This window comes from Amycolatopsis eburnea (assembly GCF_003937945.1).
Taxonomy (GTDB): domain Bacteria; phylum Actinomycetota; class Actinomycetes; order Mycobacteriales; family Pseudonocardiaceae; genus Amycolatopsis; species Amycolatopsis eburnea.
Genome location: NZ_RSEC01000061.1, coordinates 444548 through 459581, shown reverse-complemented (window position 1 = coordinate 459581; position 15034 = coordinate 444548). Strand labels below are relative to the sequence as shown.

The 15034-nt window shown below is 72.9% G+C and carries 16 protein-coding genes; 9 read left to right on the top strand and 7 right to left on the bottom strand.

Going from position 1 to position 15034, the window contains the following annotated elements; all coding sequences use genetic code 11:
- Window positions 1-33 precede the first annotated feature (33 nt).
- A complete protein-coding gene (locus tag EIY87_RS41400; RefSeq protein ID WP_125315422.1) occupies window positions 34-774 on the top strand; it encodes a sulfite exporter TauE/SafE family protein in 741 nt (246 codons plus the stop codon).
- Here the strand turns inward: EIY87_RS41400 and EIY87_RS41395 are convergent.
- Window positions 771-1427, bottom strand: a complete 657-nt coding sequence (locus EIY87_RS41395; protein ID WP_125315421.1) for a helix-turn-helix transcriptional regulator — start codon at window positions 1425-1427, stop codon at window positions 771-773. The genes EIY87_RS41400 and EIY87_RS41395 overlap by 4 nt on opposite strands.
- 88 nt (window positions 1428-1515) lie before the next feature.
- Here EIY87_RS41395 and folE point away from each other — a divergent pair, with 88 nt between their 5' ends.
- Both folE and EIY87_RS41385 read left to right on the top strand, forming a co-directional pair.
- Window positions 1516-2124 carry a GTP cyclohydrolase I FolE gene (folE, locus tag EIY87_RS41390; RefSeq protein WP_191984455.1) on the top strand — a complete coding sequence of 203 codons (609 nt, stop codon included), beginning with the start codon at window positions 1516-1518 and terminating at the stop codon, window positions 2122-2124.
- Window positions 2124-3332 (top strand): NAD(P)/FAD-dependent oxidoreductase, encoded by a 1209-nt coding sequence (locus EIY87_RS41385; protein ID WP_191984454.1) that lies wholly within the window; start codon window positions 2124-2126, stop codon window positions 3330-3332. Before folE ends, EIY87_RS41385 begins: the two co-directional genes overlap by 1 nt.
- Before the next feature lie 60 nt (window positions 3333-3392).
- On the opposite strand, the gene EIY87_RS41380 is transcribed toward EIY87_RS41385, so the two are convergent.
- The 4 genes from EIY87_RS41380 to EIY87_RS41365 all read right to left on the bottom strand — a co-directional run bounded on the left by EIY87_RS41380 (window position 3393) and on the right by EIY87_RS41365 (window position 6640).
- A complete protein-coding gene (locus EIY87_RS41380) occupies window positions 3393-3830 on the bottom strand; it encodes a hypothetical protein (protein ID WP_125315420.1) in 438 nt (145 codons plus the stop codon).
- Window positions 3831-3939: 109 nt separating this feature from the next.
- Window positions 3940-4599, bottom strand: coding sequence for a response regulator (locus tag EIY87_RS41375; RefSeq protein WP_125315419.1), 660 nt, complete (start codon window positions 4597-4599; stop codon window positions 3940-3942).
- Window positions 4596-6092, bottom strand: a complete 1497-nt coding sequence (locus EIY87_RS41370) for a sensor histidine kinase (RefSeq protein WP_125315587.1) — start codon at window positions 6090-6092, stop codon at window positions 4596-4598. Before EIY87_RS41370 ends, EIY87_RS41375 begins: the two co-directional genes overlap by 4 nt.
- A 149-nt stretch (window positions 6093-6241) precedes the next feature.
- Window positions 6242-6640 carry a pyridoxamine 5'-phosphate oxidase family protein gene (locus EIY87_RS41365; RefSeq protein ID WP_125315418.1) on the bottom strand — a complete coding sequence of 133 codons (399 nt, stop codon included), beginning with the start codon at window positions 6638-6640 and terminating at the stop codon, window positions 6242-6244.
- A 239-nt stretch (window positions 6641-6879) separates the two neighbouring features.
- Here EIY87_RS41365 and EIY87_RS41360 point away from each other — a divergent pair, with 239 nt between their 5' ends.
- A complete protein-coding gene (locus EIY87_RS41360; protein ID WP_191984453.1) occupies window positions 6880-7497 on the top strand; it encodes a sigma-70 family RNA polymerase sigma factor in 618 nt (205 codons plus the stop codon).
- Between the two features lie 25 nt (window positions 7498-7522).
- Entirely contained in the window at window positions 7523-8041 is a 519-nt protein-coding gene (locus EIY87_RS41355) for an AAA family ATPase (protein WP_125315416.1), read from the top strand.
- On the opposite strand, the gene EIY87_RS41350 is transcribed toward EIY87_RS41355, so the two are convergent.
- Window positions 8007-9401 (bottom strand): MFS transporter, encoded by a 1395-nt coding sequence (locus EIY87_RS41350; protein WP_125315415.1) that lies wholly within the window; start codon window positions 9399-9401, stop codon window positions 8007-8009. The genes EIY87_RS41355 and EIY87_RS41350 overlap by 35 nt on opposite strands.
- A gap of 376 nt (window positions 9402-9777) precedes the next feature.
- Entirely contained in the window at window positions 9778-10578 is an 801-nt protein-coding gene (locus EIY87_RS41345; protein ID WP_125315414.1) for an IclR family transcriptional regulator, read from the bottom strand.
- A gap of 116 nt (window positions 10579-10694) precedes the next feature.
- Here EIY87_RS41345 and EIY87_RS41340 point away from each other — a divergent pair, with 116 nt between their 5' ends.
- The 4 genes from EIY87_RS41340 to EIY87_RS49075 all read left to right on the top strand — a co-directional run bounded on the left by EIY87_RS41340 (window position 10695) and on the right by EIY87_RS49075 (window position 15016).
- Window positions 10695-11912 carry a CaiB/BaiF CoA transferase family protein gene (locus EIY87_RS41340; protein WP_125315413.1) on the top strand — a complete coding sequence of 406 codons (1218 nt, stop codon included), beginning with the start codon at window positions 10695-10697 and terminating at the stop codon, window positions 11910-11912.
- Window position 11913: 1 nt separating this feature from the next.
- Window positions 11914-12816 carry a hydroxymethylglutaryl-CoA lyase gene (locus EIY87_RS41335; protein ID WP_125315412.1) on the top strand — a complete coding sequence of 301 codons (903 nt, stop codon included), beginning with the start codon at window positions 11914-11916 and terminating at the stop codon, window positions 12814-12816.
- A 318-nt stretch (window positions 12817-13134) separates the two neighbouring features.
- Complete coding sequence (locus EIY87_RS41330; protein WP_125315411.1) at window positions 13135-14562, top strand: DUF1996 domain-containing protein; 1428 nt, start codon at window positions 13135-13137, stop codon at window positions 14560-14562.
- Window positions 14563-14881: 319 nt separating this feature from the next.
- Window positions 14882-15016 (top strand): hypothetical protein, encoded by a 135-nt coding sequence (locus tag EIY87_RS49075; protein WP_255482016.1) that lies wholly within the window; start codon window positions 14882-14884, stop codon window positions 15014-15016.
- Window positions 15017-15034 lie beyond the last annotated feature (18 nt).

Genomic DNA, 15034 nt, shown 5'->3' with positions numbered 1-15034 from the left:
GCCCCGCCCCCGGGGTACGGCTACGGTCGGCCGGTGGGCATCGCCGTCCTGCTCCTCGCGATCCCGGTGGGGATCTGCATCGGCGTCGTCGGCATCGGCGGCGTCCTGCTGCCCCCGGCGCTCACGTGGCTGACCGGCCTCGACATCCACGCGGCGGCGGGCACGAGCAGCTGGTCCTTCCTCTTCACGGGTCTCGCGGGCACGGCAGCGTACGCCCGGCACCAGGCGATGCCGTGGCGTTTCGGCGGGTGGCTGACGCTCGGCGCGGCCCCGGCGGCTGCGGTGGGGGCACTGGTGAACGGCGCGGTCCCGGCGACGGCGTTGTGGCTGGTGCTGGCGACGCTGACGGCGGGGTCGGGTGCGTTCAACCTGTGGGGACGGCCGCGGGAGTCCGCCGGCCGTCGTGAGCTGTCGCCGGTTGCCGCCGTCGCCGTCGGGGTCTTCATCGGGTTCGGGTCGGCGCTCACCGGGACCGGCGGGCCCGTGCTCCTCGTTCCCGTCCTGCTCGCCCTCGGCGTCCCCGCGCTGACCACCGTCGCCGCCGGGCAGCTGGTGCAGCTTCCGCTCGTCGGGTTCGCCACGCTCGGGTACGCCGCGCACGGGTCCGTCCACTTCGGACTCGGGAGTCTCCTCGGCGTGCTGGCCGCGGCCGGTGTGCTGGCCGGTGCGCGCCTGGCGCGGCGGCTTCCCGGCCGACACCTGCACCGCGTCGCCTCGGCCGCGCTCGTCGGCTTCGGCGCGGTGCTCTTCGTCCTGCCCTTCCTCCCGCGCTAGGCAGGCCCGAGGCGCACGCAGCACAACCCCGGCCCGGGCTCCAGCCGCGCGCGCAGACCTCGCTCGCCGACGCCGTCGAGCATGCCCTCGACCAGGCCGAGGTTCATCTCGCAGACCAGCCGCTGGTGCGTCCGGGCCAGCTGGTGGAACGGGCAGTTGCCCAGCAGCACCTGATCGCCGTCGACGCGCGGTTCGAAGCCGTGTTCTTCCAGCGTGCCGAGGATGTCCGGGGCGCCCGAGGCCAGCTCGGCGCCGCGCTCGCGGGCCCGGCGGGTCAGGATTTCGCGGGCCGGGTCGCCGGTCTCGTCGGCCTCCTCGACGGCGGTGGCGAGCAGCTGACCGGCGAGTTCGTACTGGCGTTCCGGCAGGGAGACGCTCACCTGGCGGTCGGACCGCCGGTACAGCTTCGCCGGCCGCCCGGCGCCCGGGCCGCTGCGGCCGGTGCGGCGTTCGTGGCCGACCGCCAGCAGCTGCTCGTCCACCAGGCGGTCGAGGTGGAACGCGACGGTCGCGCGAGGCAGGCTGAGGGCCGCGGCGGCGTCGTCGCGGCTCACCGGTACCGGCTGGCGGACGACGTAGGAGTACAACCGGCGCCGGGTCGGCTCGTCGAGCGCCGCGACCGCGGCCAGCGCGCCGGCCTGGGGTTCGTGCATCGTCGCATTCTAAAACACATAACTGTTGACGAAAAGGGGCGGGAGCTTCTAACGTCGGCTCGACTTGATTTTAGAAGGAGGCACGCCCGTGAGCGTCGAACCCGTACCGCTGCGGCACCTCGGTGTCGTCCACGACCGCGACGCCGTCGACCTGCACGCCGCGGAGCGCGCGGTCGCCGACCTGCTGCGGGCGCTCGGCAAGGACCCGACGTCGGAGCACCTGGGCGACACGCCGCGCCGGGTCGCCCACGCCTACGCGGAAATGCTGCGGCCGCGCGACTTCCAGCTGACGACCTTCCCCAACGACGAGGGCTACGACGAGCTCGTGCTGGCGAAGAGCATCCCCGTGCAGTCGCTGTGCGAGCACCACATGCTGCCCTTCCGCGGCGTCGCGCACGTCGGCTACCTCCCCGGCGACCGGATCCTCGGCCTGTCGAAGCTCGCCCGCGTCGTCGAACTGTTCGCGCGCGACCTGCAGGTGCAGGAACGGCTGACCAAGCAGGTCGCGGACTGGCTGCAGGAGCACCTCTCGCCGAAGGGCGTCGGCGTGGTGATCGAGGCCGAGCACCTGTGCATGTCGCTGCGCGGGGTCCGGGCGACCGGCGCGCAGACCGTCACCTCGTCGCTGCACGGCCTGCTGCGCGAGGAACCCAAGACGCGGCAGGAGTTCTTCGCGCTCACCGGGGTGGTCTCCTGATGGACACCTTCGTCGTCATCGGCGCCGGGCTCGCCGGCGCGAAAGCCGTGGAAACCCTGCGGGCGGAAGGCTTCGAGGGCCGGATCGTCCTCGTCGGCGCGGAACCGGACCTGCCCTACGAGCGGCCGCCGCTGTCGAAGGGCTACCTGCTCGGCCAGGAGGACCGCGCGTCGGTGTTCGTCCACGACGACAAGTGGTACGTCGAGCACGACGTCGAGGTGCTCACCGGACGGCGCGCCACAGCACTGGACCGCGCCGCCCACGAGGTCGAGCTGGCCGGCGGCGAACGCCTCGGCTACACGAAACTGCTGCTGGCCACCGGATCTTCGCCGCGGCGGCTGCGGGTCCCCGGCAACGACCTCGACGGCGTCCACTACCTGCGCCGGCTGTCCCACGCGGACCAGTTGCGCGAGGCGCTGTCGGCGAGCGGCCGCGTCGTCGTCGCCGGTGCGGGCTGGATCGGCCTGGAGACCGCCGCGGCGGCGCGCAGCTACGGCTGCGAAGTGACGATCGTGGAGCCCGGACCCTCGCCCCTGCACGCCGCGCTCGGCCCGGAGCTGGGCGGGTTCTTCGCGGACCTGCACCGCGGGCACGGCGTCGAGCTGCGGCTCGGCACCGGCGTGACCGGGTTCGACGGCGACGGCGCGGTGTCGGCGGTGCGGACCGACGACGGCGAGATCCCGGCCGACGTCGTCGTCGTGGGCATCGGCGCGCGGCCCGAGACGCAGCTGGCGGAAGAGGCTGGCCTGACCATCGACGACGGCGTCCGCGTGGACGCGGCCCTGCGCACCGAGGACCCGGACGTCTTCGCGGCGGGCGACGTCGCGAACGCGTGGCACCCGCACTACGGGCGGCCCCTCCGCGTCGAGCACTGGGCGGCGGCCACGAACGGCGGTCCCGCGGCGGCGCGGTCGATGCTCGGCCAGGCCGTCGAGTACGCCGAGCTGCCGTACTTCTTCTCCGACCAGTACGACGCGGGCATGGAGTTCACCGGCTGGTTCCCGCCGGGCGGCTACGACCGCGTCGTCCGGCGCGGCGACACCGAGGCGTTCCACGCGTTCTGGCTCGCCGGCGACCGCGTGGTGGCGGGCCTGCACGTCAACAAGTGGGACGACGGCCTCGACGCGGTGCGCGAGCTGATCCTCAGCGGCCGGAAGGTGGATCCGGACCGGCTCGCCGATCCCGACCGGCCCCTCGACGGCGACTAGCCCGACGCGCTGAAGGGGACTTCCCTCGCACGAGGAAAGTCCCCTTCAGCGCATCTCGTTCTAGTCCGCGCGCCGGTGCCGTCCGCCGCGCGACGCGCCCGCGATCGCCCGCACCCGCAGCGCCAGGTCACCGCGTCGGGCCCTGCGCGCGTACTCCAGCAGCGCTTCCACCTGCTCCTGCGGCAGCCACCCCTGATCCGCGCCCGCCTCCAGCCGCAGCAGGTGGGTCACCAGCTCCCGGGAGTCCTCGTCGTTCTCCCCGGCCAGCTCCGCGAACCGGCAGGCCGCCTCGGCCTCGCCGTCGCACCACGCCGTCATGGCCAGCAGCGTCGCCGTCGCGGTCATGATGTCGCCGCGGTGGACACCACCCTCGGCCGCCAGGTGCTCCGCCAGCTGGAAGCTGCGCGTGCCGACCCCTCCGGCCCCTTCCCGGCGCACCGCTTGCGCGAGTGCCCGGATCTGCTGCGTGACGTAGTCCCCGCTCGACAACCCCGACATGCCGTCCCCTCCACCGCGCACCCCGATCCGTGCGTCCCCCGACAGGTGTACCGCATCGGCCGGTGGATACGTCGAACGCCCCACCGGTTTCGTCCGATCGGTCCCGGATTCAGCCCGAGCGTCCGGGACCGGCGCGCCGCTGGGACATGTAGACCGCCGCCGAGGTGCGCCGTTCGACGCCGAGTTTGTGCAGCACCGAGGAAACGTAGTTCTTCACCGTCTTCTCGGCCAGGAACAGCCGCTCGGCGATCTGGCGGTTGGTCAGGCCCTCCGCGACCAGGTCGAGCACCCGGCGCTCCTGCGGGCTCAGCTGCTCGTAGCGCGGGTCCGCGGTGGCGACGTTCTCCCCGCGCAGCTTGTTCATCACCGACGCGGTGAGCGTGGCGTCCAGCAGCGAGCCGCCGCCGGCGACCGTGCGGACGGCGTCGATCAGCGACCGGCCGGAGACCTGCTTCAGCATGTAACCCGCCGCGCCCGCCATGATCGCGCCGAACAGCGCGTCGTCGTCCGAATAGGACGTCAGCATCAAGCACGCGGGCGCCGGGTCCACAGTGGACCGGATCTCGCGGCACACCTCGACGCCCTGCCCGTCCGGCAGCCGGACGTCGAGGATCGCGACATCCGGGCGCGCCTGCGGGATCCGCACCAGCGCCTCGGCCGCCGTCGCGGCCTCGCCGACCACTTCGATGTCCGGCTCGGCCTCGAAGACGGTCTTCAGCCCGGTCCGGACCAGCTCGTGGTCGTCGAGCAGGAACACCGCGATCGTCATCGTCCACTCCCCTGCTCGCCGGCCCGCGCCGGCAGCTCGGCGGTCCATTCCAGCCGGGCGCCGCCCCCTTCGGCGGCCACCAGCGCGCACGTCCCGCCCCACCGGGCCGCCCGCGCGGCCAGGTTGGCGAGCCCGCTGACCCGGTCCGGCTCCGGCGGCGGTCCCGTCCCGTCGTCGCGCACGGCCAGCGTCAGCCGACGGCCCAGCCCGTCCACGGTGACGTCGACCGACGACGACGTCGCCCCGGCGTGCCGCGCGACGTTCGCCAGCGCCTCGCGCAGCGACGCGATCAGGTCCGAGCGGACGGCGTCCGGCACCGCGGCGTCCAGCGGCCCGTCAAACCCGACGCGCGGCTCGAACCCCAGCGTGTCGCGGGCGTCCACCGCCACCCGCAGCAGCTCCGCGCGGAGGCTGCCGTGCGCCTGCGCGGGCGCCTGCAGCGAGAAGATGCTGTTGCGGATCTCGCGGATCGTGCCGTCGAGGTCCTGGGCGAACCCGGACACCCGCGCGGCGACCGCCGGGTCGGCGATCAGCCTGCTCACGCCCTCGAGGCCGAGCCCGGTCGCGAACAGCCGCTGGATCACCAGGTCGTGCAGGTCGCGGGCGATCCGGTCGCGGTCCTCGAACACCGCCAGCTGCTGGCGCGCCTCCTGCGCGCGGGAGAACTCGACGGCGAGCGCGGCGTGCCCGGCGAAGGTCTCGGCCAGCTGGACGTCGGAGTCGGTGAACGGCGACTTGTCGCGGAACTTCGCGACCACCAGCACCCCGAGCGTGTCCTCGCCGACGAGCAGCGGCACCGAGATGGCCGAGTCGAGGTCCTTGATCATCGCCGGCATCGGCCCGGCGCGGTCGCGCTGTTCTTCCTGGACGCGCTCGCCGTAGTCGCGCACGACGACGGGACGGCGGGTGGCGAACGCGACGCCGGTGGCGGTGCCCTCGGTGGGTACGGTCAGCCCGATCAGCCGGTCGGCGTCGTCCCCCGGCGGCTCGACGACGTCGAACACCAGCTGCCCCGGCCCGGCCGGGCGCGCGATCGCACCGGCTGTGCCGCCGGCGACGACGCGGGCGCGTTCGGCGATCAGCCTGAGCGTGGCGTGCAGGTCCTGCGAAGCGAGCAGGGCGCCGGTGACGTCGTAGGAGGCTTCGAGCCAGCGTTCGCGGCGGCGCATCTGGTCCACCAGCAGCGCCTTTTCGACCGCCATGCCGGTCGCCGCGGTGAGCGCGCCCAGCACTTCCCGTTCACGCCGGGTGAAGCCGCCGTCCCCGGGCTCGACCACGAGGGTCCCGAACACCCGCGACCCGGCGCGCACCGGCACCTCGACCGCGCCGGCGCCGGGCTCGCCGCCGTAGCGGGCGACGCCGTTCTCGGGCAGTTCCAGCCGCCCGCGCGGGGCCCCCATCAGCTCGCACGTGGCCGTGACCGCCCGCTCCAGCAGCGACGGCAGCTCCAGCTCGCGGGCGATGCCGCCCACCGCCGCGAGGATCGCCGGCATGCTGATCTCGTCCGTCACTTCCCGTCGACCCCGCTGGCTCCGCCCGATTCCCGGGCCACTCCCGGGCCGTCAAGGGTGCCACAGAAGACTGCCCGTGTCGGCCCAATCCGGTTCGTCCATCCGGTGGGTCGATCGGCGGAGCGGGTTCGTTACTGGGCGTGGCAGGCGAGCCGGTGGCCGCTGATCGATTCGGCCGGGATGCGCAGGAAGCGGTGCCCCGCCGGAACCGGGCAGGGGCACGAGCAGGTGAGGTCGACCGCCCCGGATTCGGTGGCCCGGCCGAGCAGGCTCACGTACCAGCCGGCACCGAGGTCGTCGGCGTATTCGTCGGCTTCGAACGCGACGACGGCGTCGCGCGCGCCCGCGTAGAGGGGACTGGTGGCGGGGACGGCGAACACCACGGCGTCGTCGACGACCGTGAAGCGGACGGGGCGGACCGCCGGCATGGCCCGGTGGGTGAAGATCACCCGGCCGAGGCTCGCCGTCCGCAGCAGCGCCAGGCATTGCTGCCGATCCAGCAGGAGCCCGAAGCCCACGTCGTCCACCATCGCGTCCCTGTGTTTCTCCTGTGAGATACCCGGCCACCAGCGTGATCGGTGCCGCGGGTAACCCGATAGGGCCGTTCGGCCCGGCCGCCGCGGCGCCGCCCCCGCGGCACACCGCGGCCGTGCGCACCAGGGCCGGAAGACCCGGGTCGCAGCGGACTCCCGGCCGGTGCGGCGGCGGCGAGCGGTGACTTAGCGTCGTGATCATCCGTGACGGCGAGCGTGGGGAAAGGGTGAGGCCGATGTCGCCGCAGTCCGCCGAGGGCGCGTCCGCTCCCCCGGCGACGTTCACCCTCGACCCGGCCCTCGTCCGGGCGGCGATCCAGGGCGACCGCGCCGCGGTGGCCGGCCTGCTGCGCGTCCTGCGCCCGCCGGTGTTCCGCTACTGCCTCGGCCGGCTCCGCACCTGGCAGGACGGCTCGTCGGACGCCGAGGACTGCGCGCAGGACGTGCTCCTGGCGATCGTCAACGCGCTGCCCGGCTACCGCTACGAGACCGACGGCTTCCTGGCGTTCGTCTTCGGCATCGCCTCGCACAAGGTCTCGGACTTCCACCGCCGCCGCGCGCGCGACCGCACGAGCCCGGTCGCCGAGCCGCCCGCCGACCGCGCGACCCCCGGCGACCCGACGAGCGAAGCGGCCGAACGCGCGGCCGCCCTCGACTGGTCGTCCGGCCTCCTCGACACGCTCCCGCCGCGCCAGCGCGAAATCCTGGTGCTGCGGATCATCCTCGGGCTGACGGCGGAGGAAACGGCCGCCGCGGTCGGCCTCGCCAGCGCGGGCGCGGTGCGCGTGGCCCAGCACCGGGCCCTGGCCACGCTGCGGCGCGGGCTGGTCGCGCAGAAGCGCGCCGCTTCTTGAGGAGCACGCGTGCGATCATGCGCGGGTGTCCCCGCTCCTGATCGTCGTCGGCGGCCTGCCCGCGACCGGCAAGACCACCATCGCCGCGGAACTGGCCCGCCACACCGGTTTCGCGTTCCTGCGTGTCGACACGATCGAGCAGGCGATCGTCCGCGCGTCGCCATTGGCGCAACCGCTCGGACCGGTCGGCTACGTGGTCGCCCAGGACGTCGCGGCCGACCTGCTCCGCACGGGCGTGAGCGTGATCGCCGAATGCGTGAACCCGCTCGCCGTCACCCGGGACGCCTGGCGGGCGGCCGGACTCGGCGCCGGCGCACGGGTGCTCGAAGCCGAGATCGTCTGCTCCGACCTCGCCGAACACCGGCGCCGCGCGGAAACCCGCGACGTCGGCATCCCCGGCCTGGTGCCGCCGACGTGGCAGGAGATCCTGGACCGCGAGTACGAGCCGTGGACGCGCGACCGCCTCGTCGTCGACACCGCGCGGCTGCCGGCCGGCGAGGCGGTCGCGGTCATCGAAGCGGCCGCACGGCCGTGTCACCGCTGACGTTCTCCAGCCGGCGGCCCGTGGTGCGCGGGCCGAGCACCGCGATGTCCACGGCGACCACGACGAGCGCGCCGGCGACGACGAGGAAGAGCGTGGTCGGGCCGTGCGCGGACAGCAGCGGGACCAGGACGAACGGCATCGCGCCGCTGGCCAGTCGCGACAGGGAGTAGGTGCCGCTGGACGCCGTCGAGCGCAACGCCGTCGGGAAGATTTCGGCCTGGTAGATGTGGAAGGCGTTCGAGAAGAGGTTGCTGGTCGCGGTGTAGAGGAAGCCGAACACCAGGATCAGCGCCATCGAGCCGGCGTAGCCGAACGCGATGCCGAACACCGCCATCGCCAGCACCGAACCGACCACGAGGTACTTGCGCTCGACGCGTTCGACGATCGGCAGCGACAACGCCGAGCCGACCGGGTAGCCGAGGTAGGTCAGGGCGGCGAACAGCAGCGATTGCGAGACGGCGTACCCCTTGGCGGCGAGGACGAGCGGCACCAGCGTGCCGAAGCCGTAGTAGCCGAGGGTCTGCAGGACGTGGAAGACGACCATCATCCAGGTCCGCCGCCGCAGGGCGGGCGCGAAGAGGTCGCGCACCGGCGCGGCGGCGCGCTTGCGGGTCTCGCCGCGGCGCGGGGCGGGCGTGTCGACGGTGGTGCCGCGGGCTTCGGCCTCCATGCCGGCCACGAGGTGCGCGGCCTCCTCCGTGCGGCCGACGGACTCCAGCCAGCGCGGTGACTCGGGCAGGCCGCGCCGCAGCAGGAAGACCGCGCCGGCGCCGAGCGCGCCGATCACGAACAGCCAGCGCCAGCCTTCGATGCCGAAGACCTCGTGGTCGGTCAGGCCACGGGCGAGGAAGCCGACGACCGGGAAGCCGCAGAAGGCGAGCGTGTAGGCCCAGGCGATGAAGCGGCCGCGCTTGCGGGCGGGCAGCAGGTCGGTCAGGTAGGTGTCGGCCAGCGGCGGCTCGGCGCCGAGGCCGATGCCCGCGAAGAACCGCGTCGCCAGCAGCATCAGCGCGCTGCCGCTGAACGCGCCCAGCAGCGAGAAGACCGAGTAGAGCCCGAGGTTCACCAGGAACGCGCCGCGCCGGCCGAACCGGTCGGCGAGCCGGCCGAGGAGCAGGGCGCCGACGAACATGCCGACGAACGTCGAGGCGAGCAGCGGCGGCAGGTCGGCCTTGGTCAGCTCGAACTCTTCGACGAGCACCGAGCTGAGCACGCCGGTGAGGAAGACCTCGTAGAAGTCGAAGAACAGCCCCAGCCCGACGGCGACGGTCGCCCGCCGGTGGGTCCGGGTGATGGGCAGCCGGTCGAGCCGGCCCGCGATCGTGCCGGTGTCCGGCGCGGCGTCGGGGAGGTGGGCCATCCGTCGTCTCCTTTGACTTCGCCACTATGTGGTTGGCGAACTCATAATGTGACGCAGGGCGGGCGGAGTCAAGGACTCACGGGACGGGGACAGGATGGGTCAGCCGGCGCCGGATCGCAGGCTGACGTGCGGATTCGGACAGGACGGGAGGTATCGCCGCCGGGCCCGGAGCTCGCTCGGCGGCGGCTCCGCTGACGTCTTGAATGAGTCATTCAGGTCTTCGGAGGTCCTGAATGACTCATTCAAGACACCGCCGCGAACCCGCCCGGCATGCCGCGGGGCCCGGAGGTCATGAACGACCCTTTCACCTCGTCCGGCGAGATGAACGACCCTTTCATGACATCGCGAGCGCGCGAGACCACCCGCCGCGGAGCCCTCAGAGAGCGGCGACCTGCTCCACCCCCGGCCGGTACCCCAGCCGTTCCGAGGCGCGCCGGGCCGCTTCCACCACCACCGGGGCCAGCCGCGGGACGTCGGCCGCCGTCATGCGCTGGGTCGGGGCGCCGATGCCGATGGCCGCGCTCACCTCGCCGTTCAAGCCGAACACCGGGGCGCTCAACGACGCCGCACCCAGGTCGCGTTCCTCGAAGCTCACCGCGTACCCCGCCGAGCGGATCTGGCCGAGCTGCTCGGTCAGCAGGTCGATGTCCACGACCGTGCGCGGGGTGAACCGCGCCAGGCCGTGGCCGATCGCGTCCTTGATCGCGAGCTTGTCCCAGGCCAGGAAGACCTTGCCCGCCGAGCCCGCGTGCAGCGGCATCACCATGCCGACCACGAACAGCCGGACCACCGGGTGCCGGGACTCCGCCAGGGAGATCACCGTGCGGTAGGCGCCGTCGCGGACGTACAGGCACGCCGTCTCGCCCGTTTCGTCGCGCAGCTGCTGCAGCACCGGCCGGGTCAGGCGGACCAGGTCGAGGCCGAACGTGCCCGGCGCCGCCCAGCGGACCAGGCCGAGGCCGACGCGGTAGGTGTCGTCGTAGCGGTCGAGGAACCCCTCGCGCACGAGGTTGTGCACCAGCCGCTGGCACGTGCTCGCCGGCAACCCGGTCGAACGGGTGATCTGCTGCAGCGTCAGCTCCGGGTCGTCGATCGTGAACGACTCGAGGATCTGCTTGAACTTGCGCAGCACCAGCACCGGCGTCGTCCCGCCGCCGCTGCGCTCTTCCTCTGCCATCGCCCCGCCCCGTGCCCGTGGTGTGCCGCACAGTCTAGCGACGCTCGGCCCCGTTGACTCCGCGACACACACCCGTATTCTGAGTTGGCAACTCATATCGTGGTTTGGAGTCGGGCATGAGTGAACAATCCGGGCCCCTGGCGGGCCTGCGGGTGGTCGAACTGGGCAACTTCATCGCCGCGCCCACCGCCGGGCGCCTGCTGGCCGACTTCGGGGCCGACGTCGTCAAGGTCGAGCGCCCCGGCACCGGCGACGAACTCCGGCGCTGGCGGCTGCACGGCGGCGACACCTCACTGCTCTTCCGCACGCTCGGCCGCAACAAGCGGTCGGTGACCGTGGACCTGCGCCGCCCCGAAGGCCAGGACATCGTCCGCGCGCTGGCCGCCCGCAGCGACGTCCTGCTCGAGAACTTCCGGCCCGGCACCCTGGAGCGCTGGGGCCTGGGTCCGGACAAGCTGCGCGCGCGCAACCCGCGGCTGGTCGTCGTCCGCGTCTCCGGCTACGGCCAGACCGGCCCGTACCGCGACCGCCCCGGCTTCGGCGGCGTCGCCGAGGCGATCGGCGGCCTGCGCGCGCTCACCGGCTACCCCGGCCAGGCCCCCACGCGCGCCGGGGTCAGCCTCGCCGACTCCGTCGCCGGGCTCTACGCGGTGATCGGCGCGCTCATGGGCCTGCTCCGCCGCGAACGCGAGCCGGGCGCCCGCCCCGGCGAGGTCGTCGACGTCGCCCTGTACGAAGCCGTCTACTCCCTGATGGAGTCCCTGCTCCCGGACTTCGACGCGCACGGCGTCGTGCGCGGGCCGGCGGGCTCCGCGCTCCCCGGCGTGGCGCCGTCCAACACCTACCGCTGCGCCGACGGCAAGTACATCGTCGTCAGCGGCAACGGCGACGCGATCTTCCGCCGCCTCATGCACGCCATCGGGCGCGCGGATCTCGCGGCCGACCCACGGCTGGCGGACAACGCCGGGCGCGTCCGCCACGCCGGGCTCCTCGACGACGCGATCGGCGCGTGGGCGGCGACGCTCACCCAGGAAGCCGCGGAGGCCGCACTGCTCGCCGCGTCCGTGCCGTGCGGGCCGATCCTCACCGCCGCGGACATCGCGAAGGATCCGCACTTCGAGGCCCGCGGCATGCACGAACGGCACCGCGTGCGCCTCGGCGAAGACCGCGAAGCCGAGGTCACCTTCCCGGGCATCGTGCCCAGCCTGACCGAACGGCCCGGCCGCACCCGCGCGCTCGGGCCGGATCTCGGCGCGCACACCGAAGCGGTGCTCGCCGAACTCGGCATCACCGGCGACGCCGTCGCCGGGCTTCGCGAGAACGGAGTGATCTGACGTGACCGAAGTCCTCATCACCGAGGTCGTGCTGCGCGACGGGCTGCAGGACGAGCCACTCACCGTGCCGTCGCACGAAAAGATCCGGCTCGCCCGCGGCCTGGTCGACGCCGGCGTGCGCGCGCTCGAAGTCGGCTCGTTCGTCTCCGCGCGCCGGGTACCGCAGATGGCGGACACCGGCGACGTGCTGCGCGCGCTCCTACCGGACACCCCCGCGCGCCTGCACACCCTCGTGTTCACCGAACGCGGGGCGCGGCAGGCGATCGACGCCGGCGCGCAGTCGGTGCGGCTGGTCGTCTCCGCGAGCGACGGGCACAGCACCGCGAACGCCGGGGTCCCCACGGCCGCGGCGCTCGACCGCCTCGCCGGCTGCGCCGAGGTGCTCACCGAAGCGGGGGTCGCGATCGAGGCGTCGGTCGCGACCGCGTTCGGCTGCCCGTTCGACGGCGACACCGCTCCGGACCGGACCGCCGACATCGCCGCGCGGCTCGGCCGGCTCGGCGCGCGCGTCGTCCACCTCGCGGACACCATCGGCGCCGCCCGGCCCGGCCAGGTGCGTTCGGTGGTCTCGGCGGTGCGCGACGAACTGCCGGACGTCCCGCTCGGCCTGCACCTGCACAACACGTACGGCCGCGCGGCGGCGAACGCGTGGGAAGGGCTCTCGCTCGGGATCCGGCGGTTCGACGCCGCGCTGGGCGGGATCGGCGGCTGCCCGTTCGCCCCGGGCGCGTCCGGCAACATCGCGACGGACGACCTCGTCGACTTCTTCCACGGCGAAGGAATCGCGACCGGAATCGACGTCGCCAAGCTCGCCGAGGTGCGCGATCAGGTCGCGCTCGCGGTCGGCCACCGGCTCGGTTCGGCATTGGCCGCCATTCCCGCGGTGCCCGCCACGCTGCGCTGATCCCGGGGTCGCGCAACGCTTTCCGGCCGGGCGCAGGCCTCGGGTCTCACCGGGGGATACGGCCGCCGGTTCAGTTCGGTTCAAACTTTTTTCGATGCTTGCCCGGTGTCAAAGGCGCGTGTAACTTCCATAACGGAACGATAACCAGCCGGGTGACGGCGCGGCCACGGGCAGGTGAGCGCGCACCCACTGATGTCGGGTCAGTGGACCAGCCGGAAGACCGTTCCTTGCCGACGCATTCCTGACGGGCACGAGCCTGGGCTCGTACCCGTTCAGTGTCGCGCGTTCCCGCCAGCCCGACACCCCGGAGGATTTCCCATGTCCCGCACCCAAGGACGGCACCGCCTGTCCCGCCGGACCAAGATCGCGACCGGCGGCCTCGCCCTCGCGATCGCGGTCGGCGGCATCGTCGTCGCGACGACCACCGGCAACACCGGTGAGGCCAGCGCCGACGAGGCCGATCCCGCCTTCTACATCGACATCCTGAAGGTGCAGCCGAACCAGTTCGACCCGCGACCGGTCTACGGCGCCGCGACGGGCACGTTCACCGTCGACTGCGGCCGCAACGAAAACCAGCACTTCAACCCCGACAACTTCATCGCCCAGCCCGGCGTCCGCAACGGCGCCCAGCACCTGCACGACTACGTCGGCAACCTCTCCACCAACGCCGACTCCACCAACAAGAGCCTCGTGAAGGCCGGCACCACCTGCCGCAACGGGGACAAGTCCGCGTACTTCTGGCCCGTCGTCCGGATCGACACCGGTGAAGAGGAGAAGAACGAACCCGCCAAGGCGCCCGACGGCGACCGGGCGCAGGCCGCCCAGGAGGCGAAGACCGTCCAGGTGGCCTGCCCGGACGTGGCGAGCAAGCTGCCGGACATCCCCGACCAGGCGATGGCCGAAGTGGACAGCAACCTCGAGCAGCTCGACGCCCAGGCCGACGAGGCGAACCAGCGCGTCGCGGCGGCACAGGGCCAGGGCGGCCAGAACCTGGTCCAGAACAGCATCGTCGGCCCGCTCAACGACCGGCGGAAGGCGATCATCGACCGGATCCTCACCGCGATCGGCCGGTTCGCGCCCAAGCCGGGCGGCCTCGGCAACCTGCCGTGCTCGACCAAGCCCGGCAAGGACACCGGAGCGCCGACGCCGCCGCCGAGCAGCACCGCGGGCGGTGCGCTGCCCGGGCAGGACGGCAACAACGAGCTCCCCGGCAACGACGGCAAGATCCTGCGCCCGCAGAAGGTCCAGATCACGTTCCGCGGCAGCCCGGTGGGCAAGGTCGTGGCGATGCCGAAGTTCCTGCGCGTGCTCTACGGTGACGCGAAGGTCTCGACCAACGGCCCCGCGAACGCGCGCGCCAGCTGGACGTGCACCGGGTTCGAGAACCGCGTCACCGAGAAGTACCCGATCTGCCCGCAGAACAGCAAGGTCAAGCGGGTGCACACGTTCCCGAGCTGCTGGGACGGGCAGAACACCGACAGCGCCAACCACCGCACGCACATCGTCTACCCGGACCGGAACGGCCGGTGCGCCAAGGGGTTCAAGGCGGTCCCGCAGCTGCAGATCTCGCTGACCTACGACATCCCGCACGACGTCCAGGTCAAGAAGCAGTACAAAGTGGACGCTTTCCCGCAGGAGAAGCACAACCCGTTCTCCGACCACGACGACTTCGCGAACGTGATGTCGCAGCGGATCATGAACGGGCTGGTCAACTGTGTGAACCGCGGGCGGGCCTGCCGGGCGTGACCTGATCCCGATCCGCGGGAGGCCCCCACCGGCACCGGCCGGCAGGCAGTCTTCCGTGGCTGCTCGTGGGTTCTCACCGACTGCCGTCAAGGCCACCTTACGGGCGTCTGACGCCCGTAAGGTGGCCTTGACGGCTCGTTCATGAAACTGCGGGCCGCTCTTCGTGTGCGGCCGGCACGCGCCGGCCGTGACGAACGCACGGCCGCGCCCGTGCGGATCGCAGTCCAGAAGACGTCAGAACGCACGCCCCGGCCCGAAACTGGTTCCCGTCACCCCGCCCCGGTGAACCCCACCGGGGGACAACTCCGCAGGAGGAACCATGATCTCGAGCTTCGAGCGCCCCTCGGCCGTCGTCGTGCACAACCGCGCGGTCGTGCACAACCGGGCCGTCGTCCACAACCGCGCCGTGGTCCACAACCGCGCCGTCGTGCACAACCGCGCGTCCGCCAAGTAGTCCCGGCCCAGCCGTGGC

What these genes read in the sequence shown, in the direction of transcription:
- EIY87_RS41385 (WP_191984454.1), top strand. Translation starts at nt 2,124, where the DNA reads ATGGACACCTTCGTCGTCATCGGCGCCGGGCTCGCCGGCGCGAAAGCC.
- EIY87_RS41395 (WP_125315421.1), bottom strand. Translation starts at nt 1,427, where the DNA reads ATGCACGAACCCCAGGCCGGCGCGCTGGCCGCGGTCGCGGCGCTCGAC.
- EIY87_RS41375 (WP_125315419.1), bottom strand. Translation starts at nt 4,599, where the DNA reads ATGACGATCGCGGTGTTCCTGCTCGACGACCACGAGCTGGTCCGGACC.
- EIY87_RS49075 (WP_255482016.1), top strand. Translation starts at nt 14,882, where the DNA reads ATGATCTCGAGCTTCGAGCGCCCCTCGGCCGTCGTCGTGCACAACCGC.
- EIY87_RS41350 (WP_125315415.1), bottom strand. Translation starts at nt 9,401, where the DNA reads ATGGCCCACCTCCCCGACGCCGCGCCGGACACCGGCACGATCGCGGGC.
- EIY87_RS41330 (WP_125315411.1), top strand. Translation starts at nt 13,135, where the DNA reads ATGTCCCGCACCCAAGGACGGCACCGCCTGTCCCGCCGGACCAAGATC.
- EIY87_RS41365 (WP_125315418.1), bottom strand. Translation starts at nt 6,640, where the DNA reads ATGGTGGACGACGTGGGCTTCGGGCTCCTGCTGGATCGGCAGCAATGC.
- EIY87_RS41340 (WP_125315413.1), top strand. Translation starts at nt 10,695, where the DNA reads ATGAGTGAACAATCCGGGCCCCTGGCGGGCCTGCGGGTGGTCGAACTG.
- EIY87_RS41380 (WP_125315420.1), bottom strand. Translation starts at nt 3,830, where the DNA reads ATGTCGGGGTTGTCGAGCGGGGACTACGTCACGCAGCAGATCCGGGCA.
- EIY87_RS41360 (WP_191984453.1), top strand. Translation starts at nt 6,880, where the DNA reads ATGTCGCCGCAGTCCGCCGAGGGCGCGTCCGCTCCCCCGGCGACGTTC.
- EIY87_RS41345 (WP_125315414.1), bottom strand. Translation starts at nt 10,578, where the DNA reads ATGGCAGAGGAAGAGCGCAGCGGCGGCGGGACGACGCCGGTGCTGGTG.
- EIY87_RS41370 (WP_125315587.1), bottom strand. Translation starts at nt 6,092, where the DNA reads ATGCCGGCGATCCTCGCGGCGGTGGGCGGCATCGCCCGCGAGCTGGAG.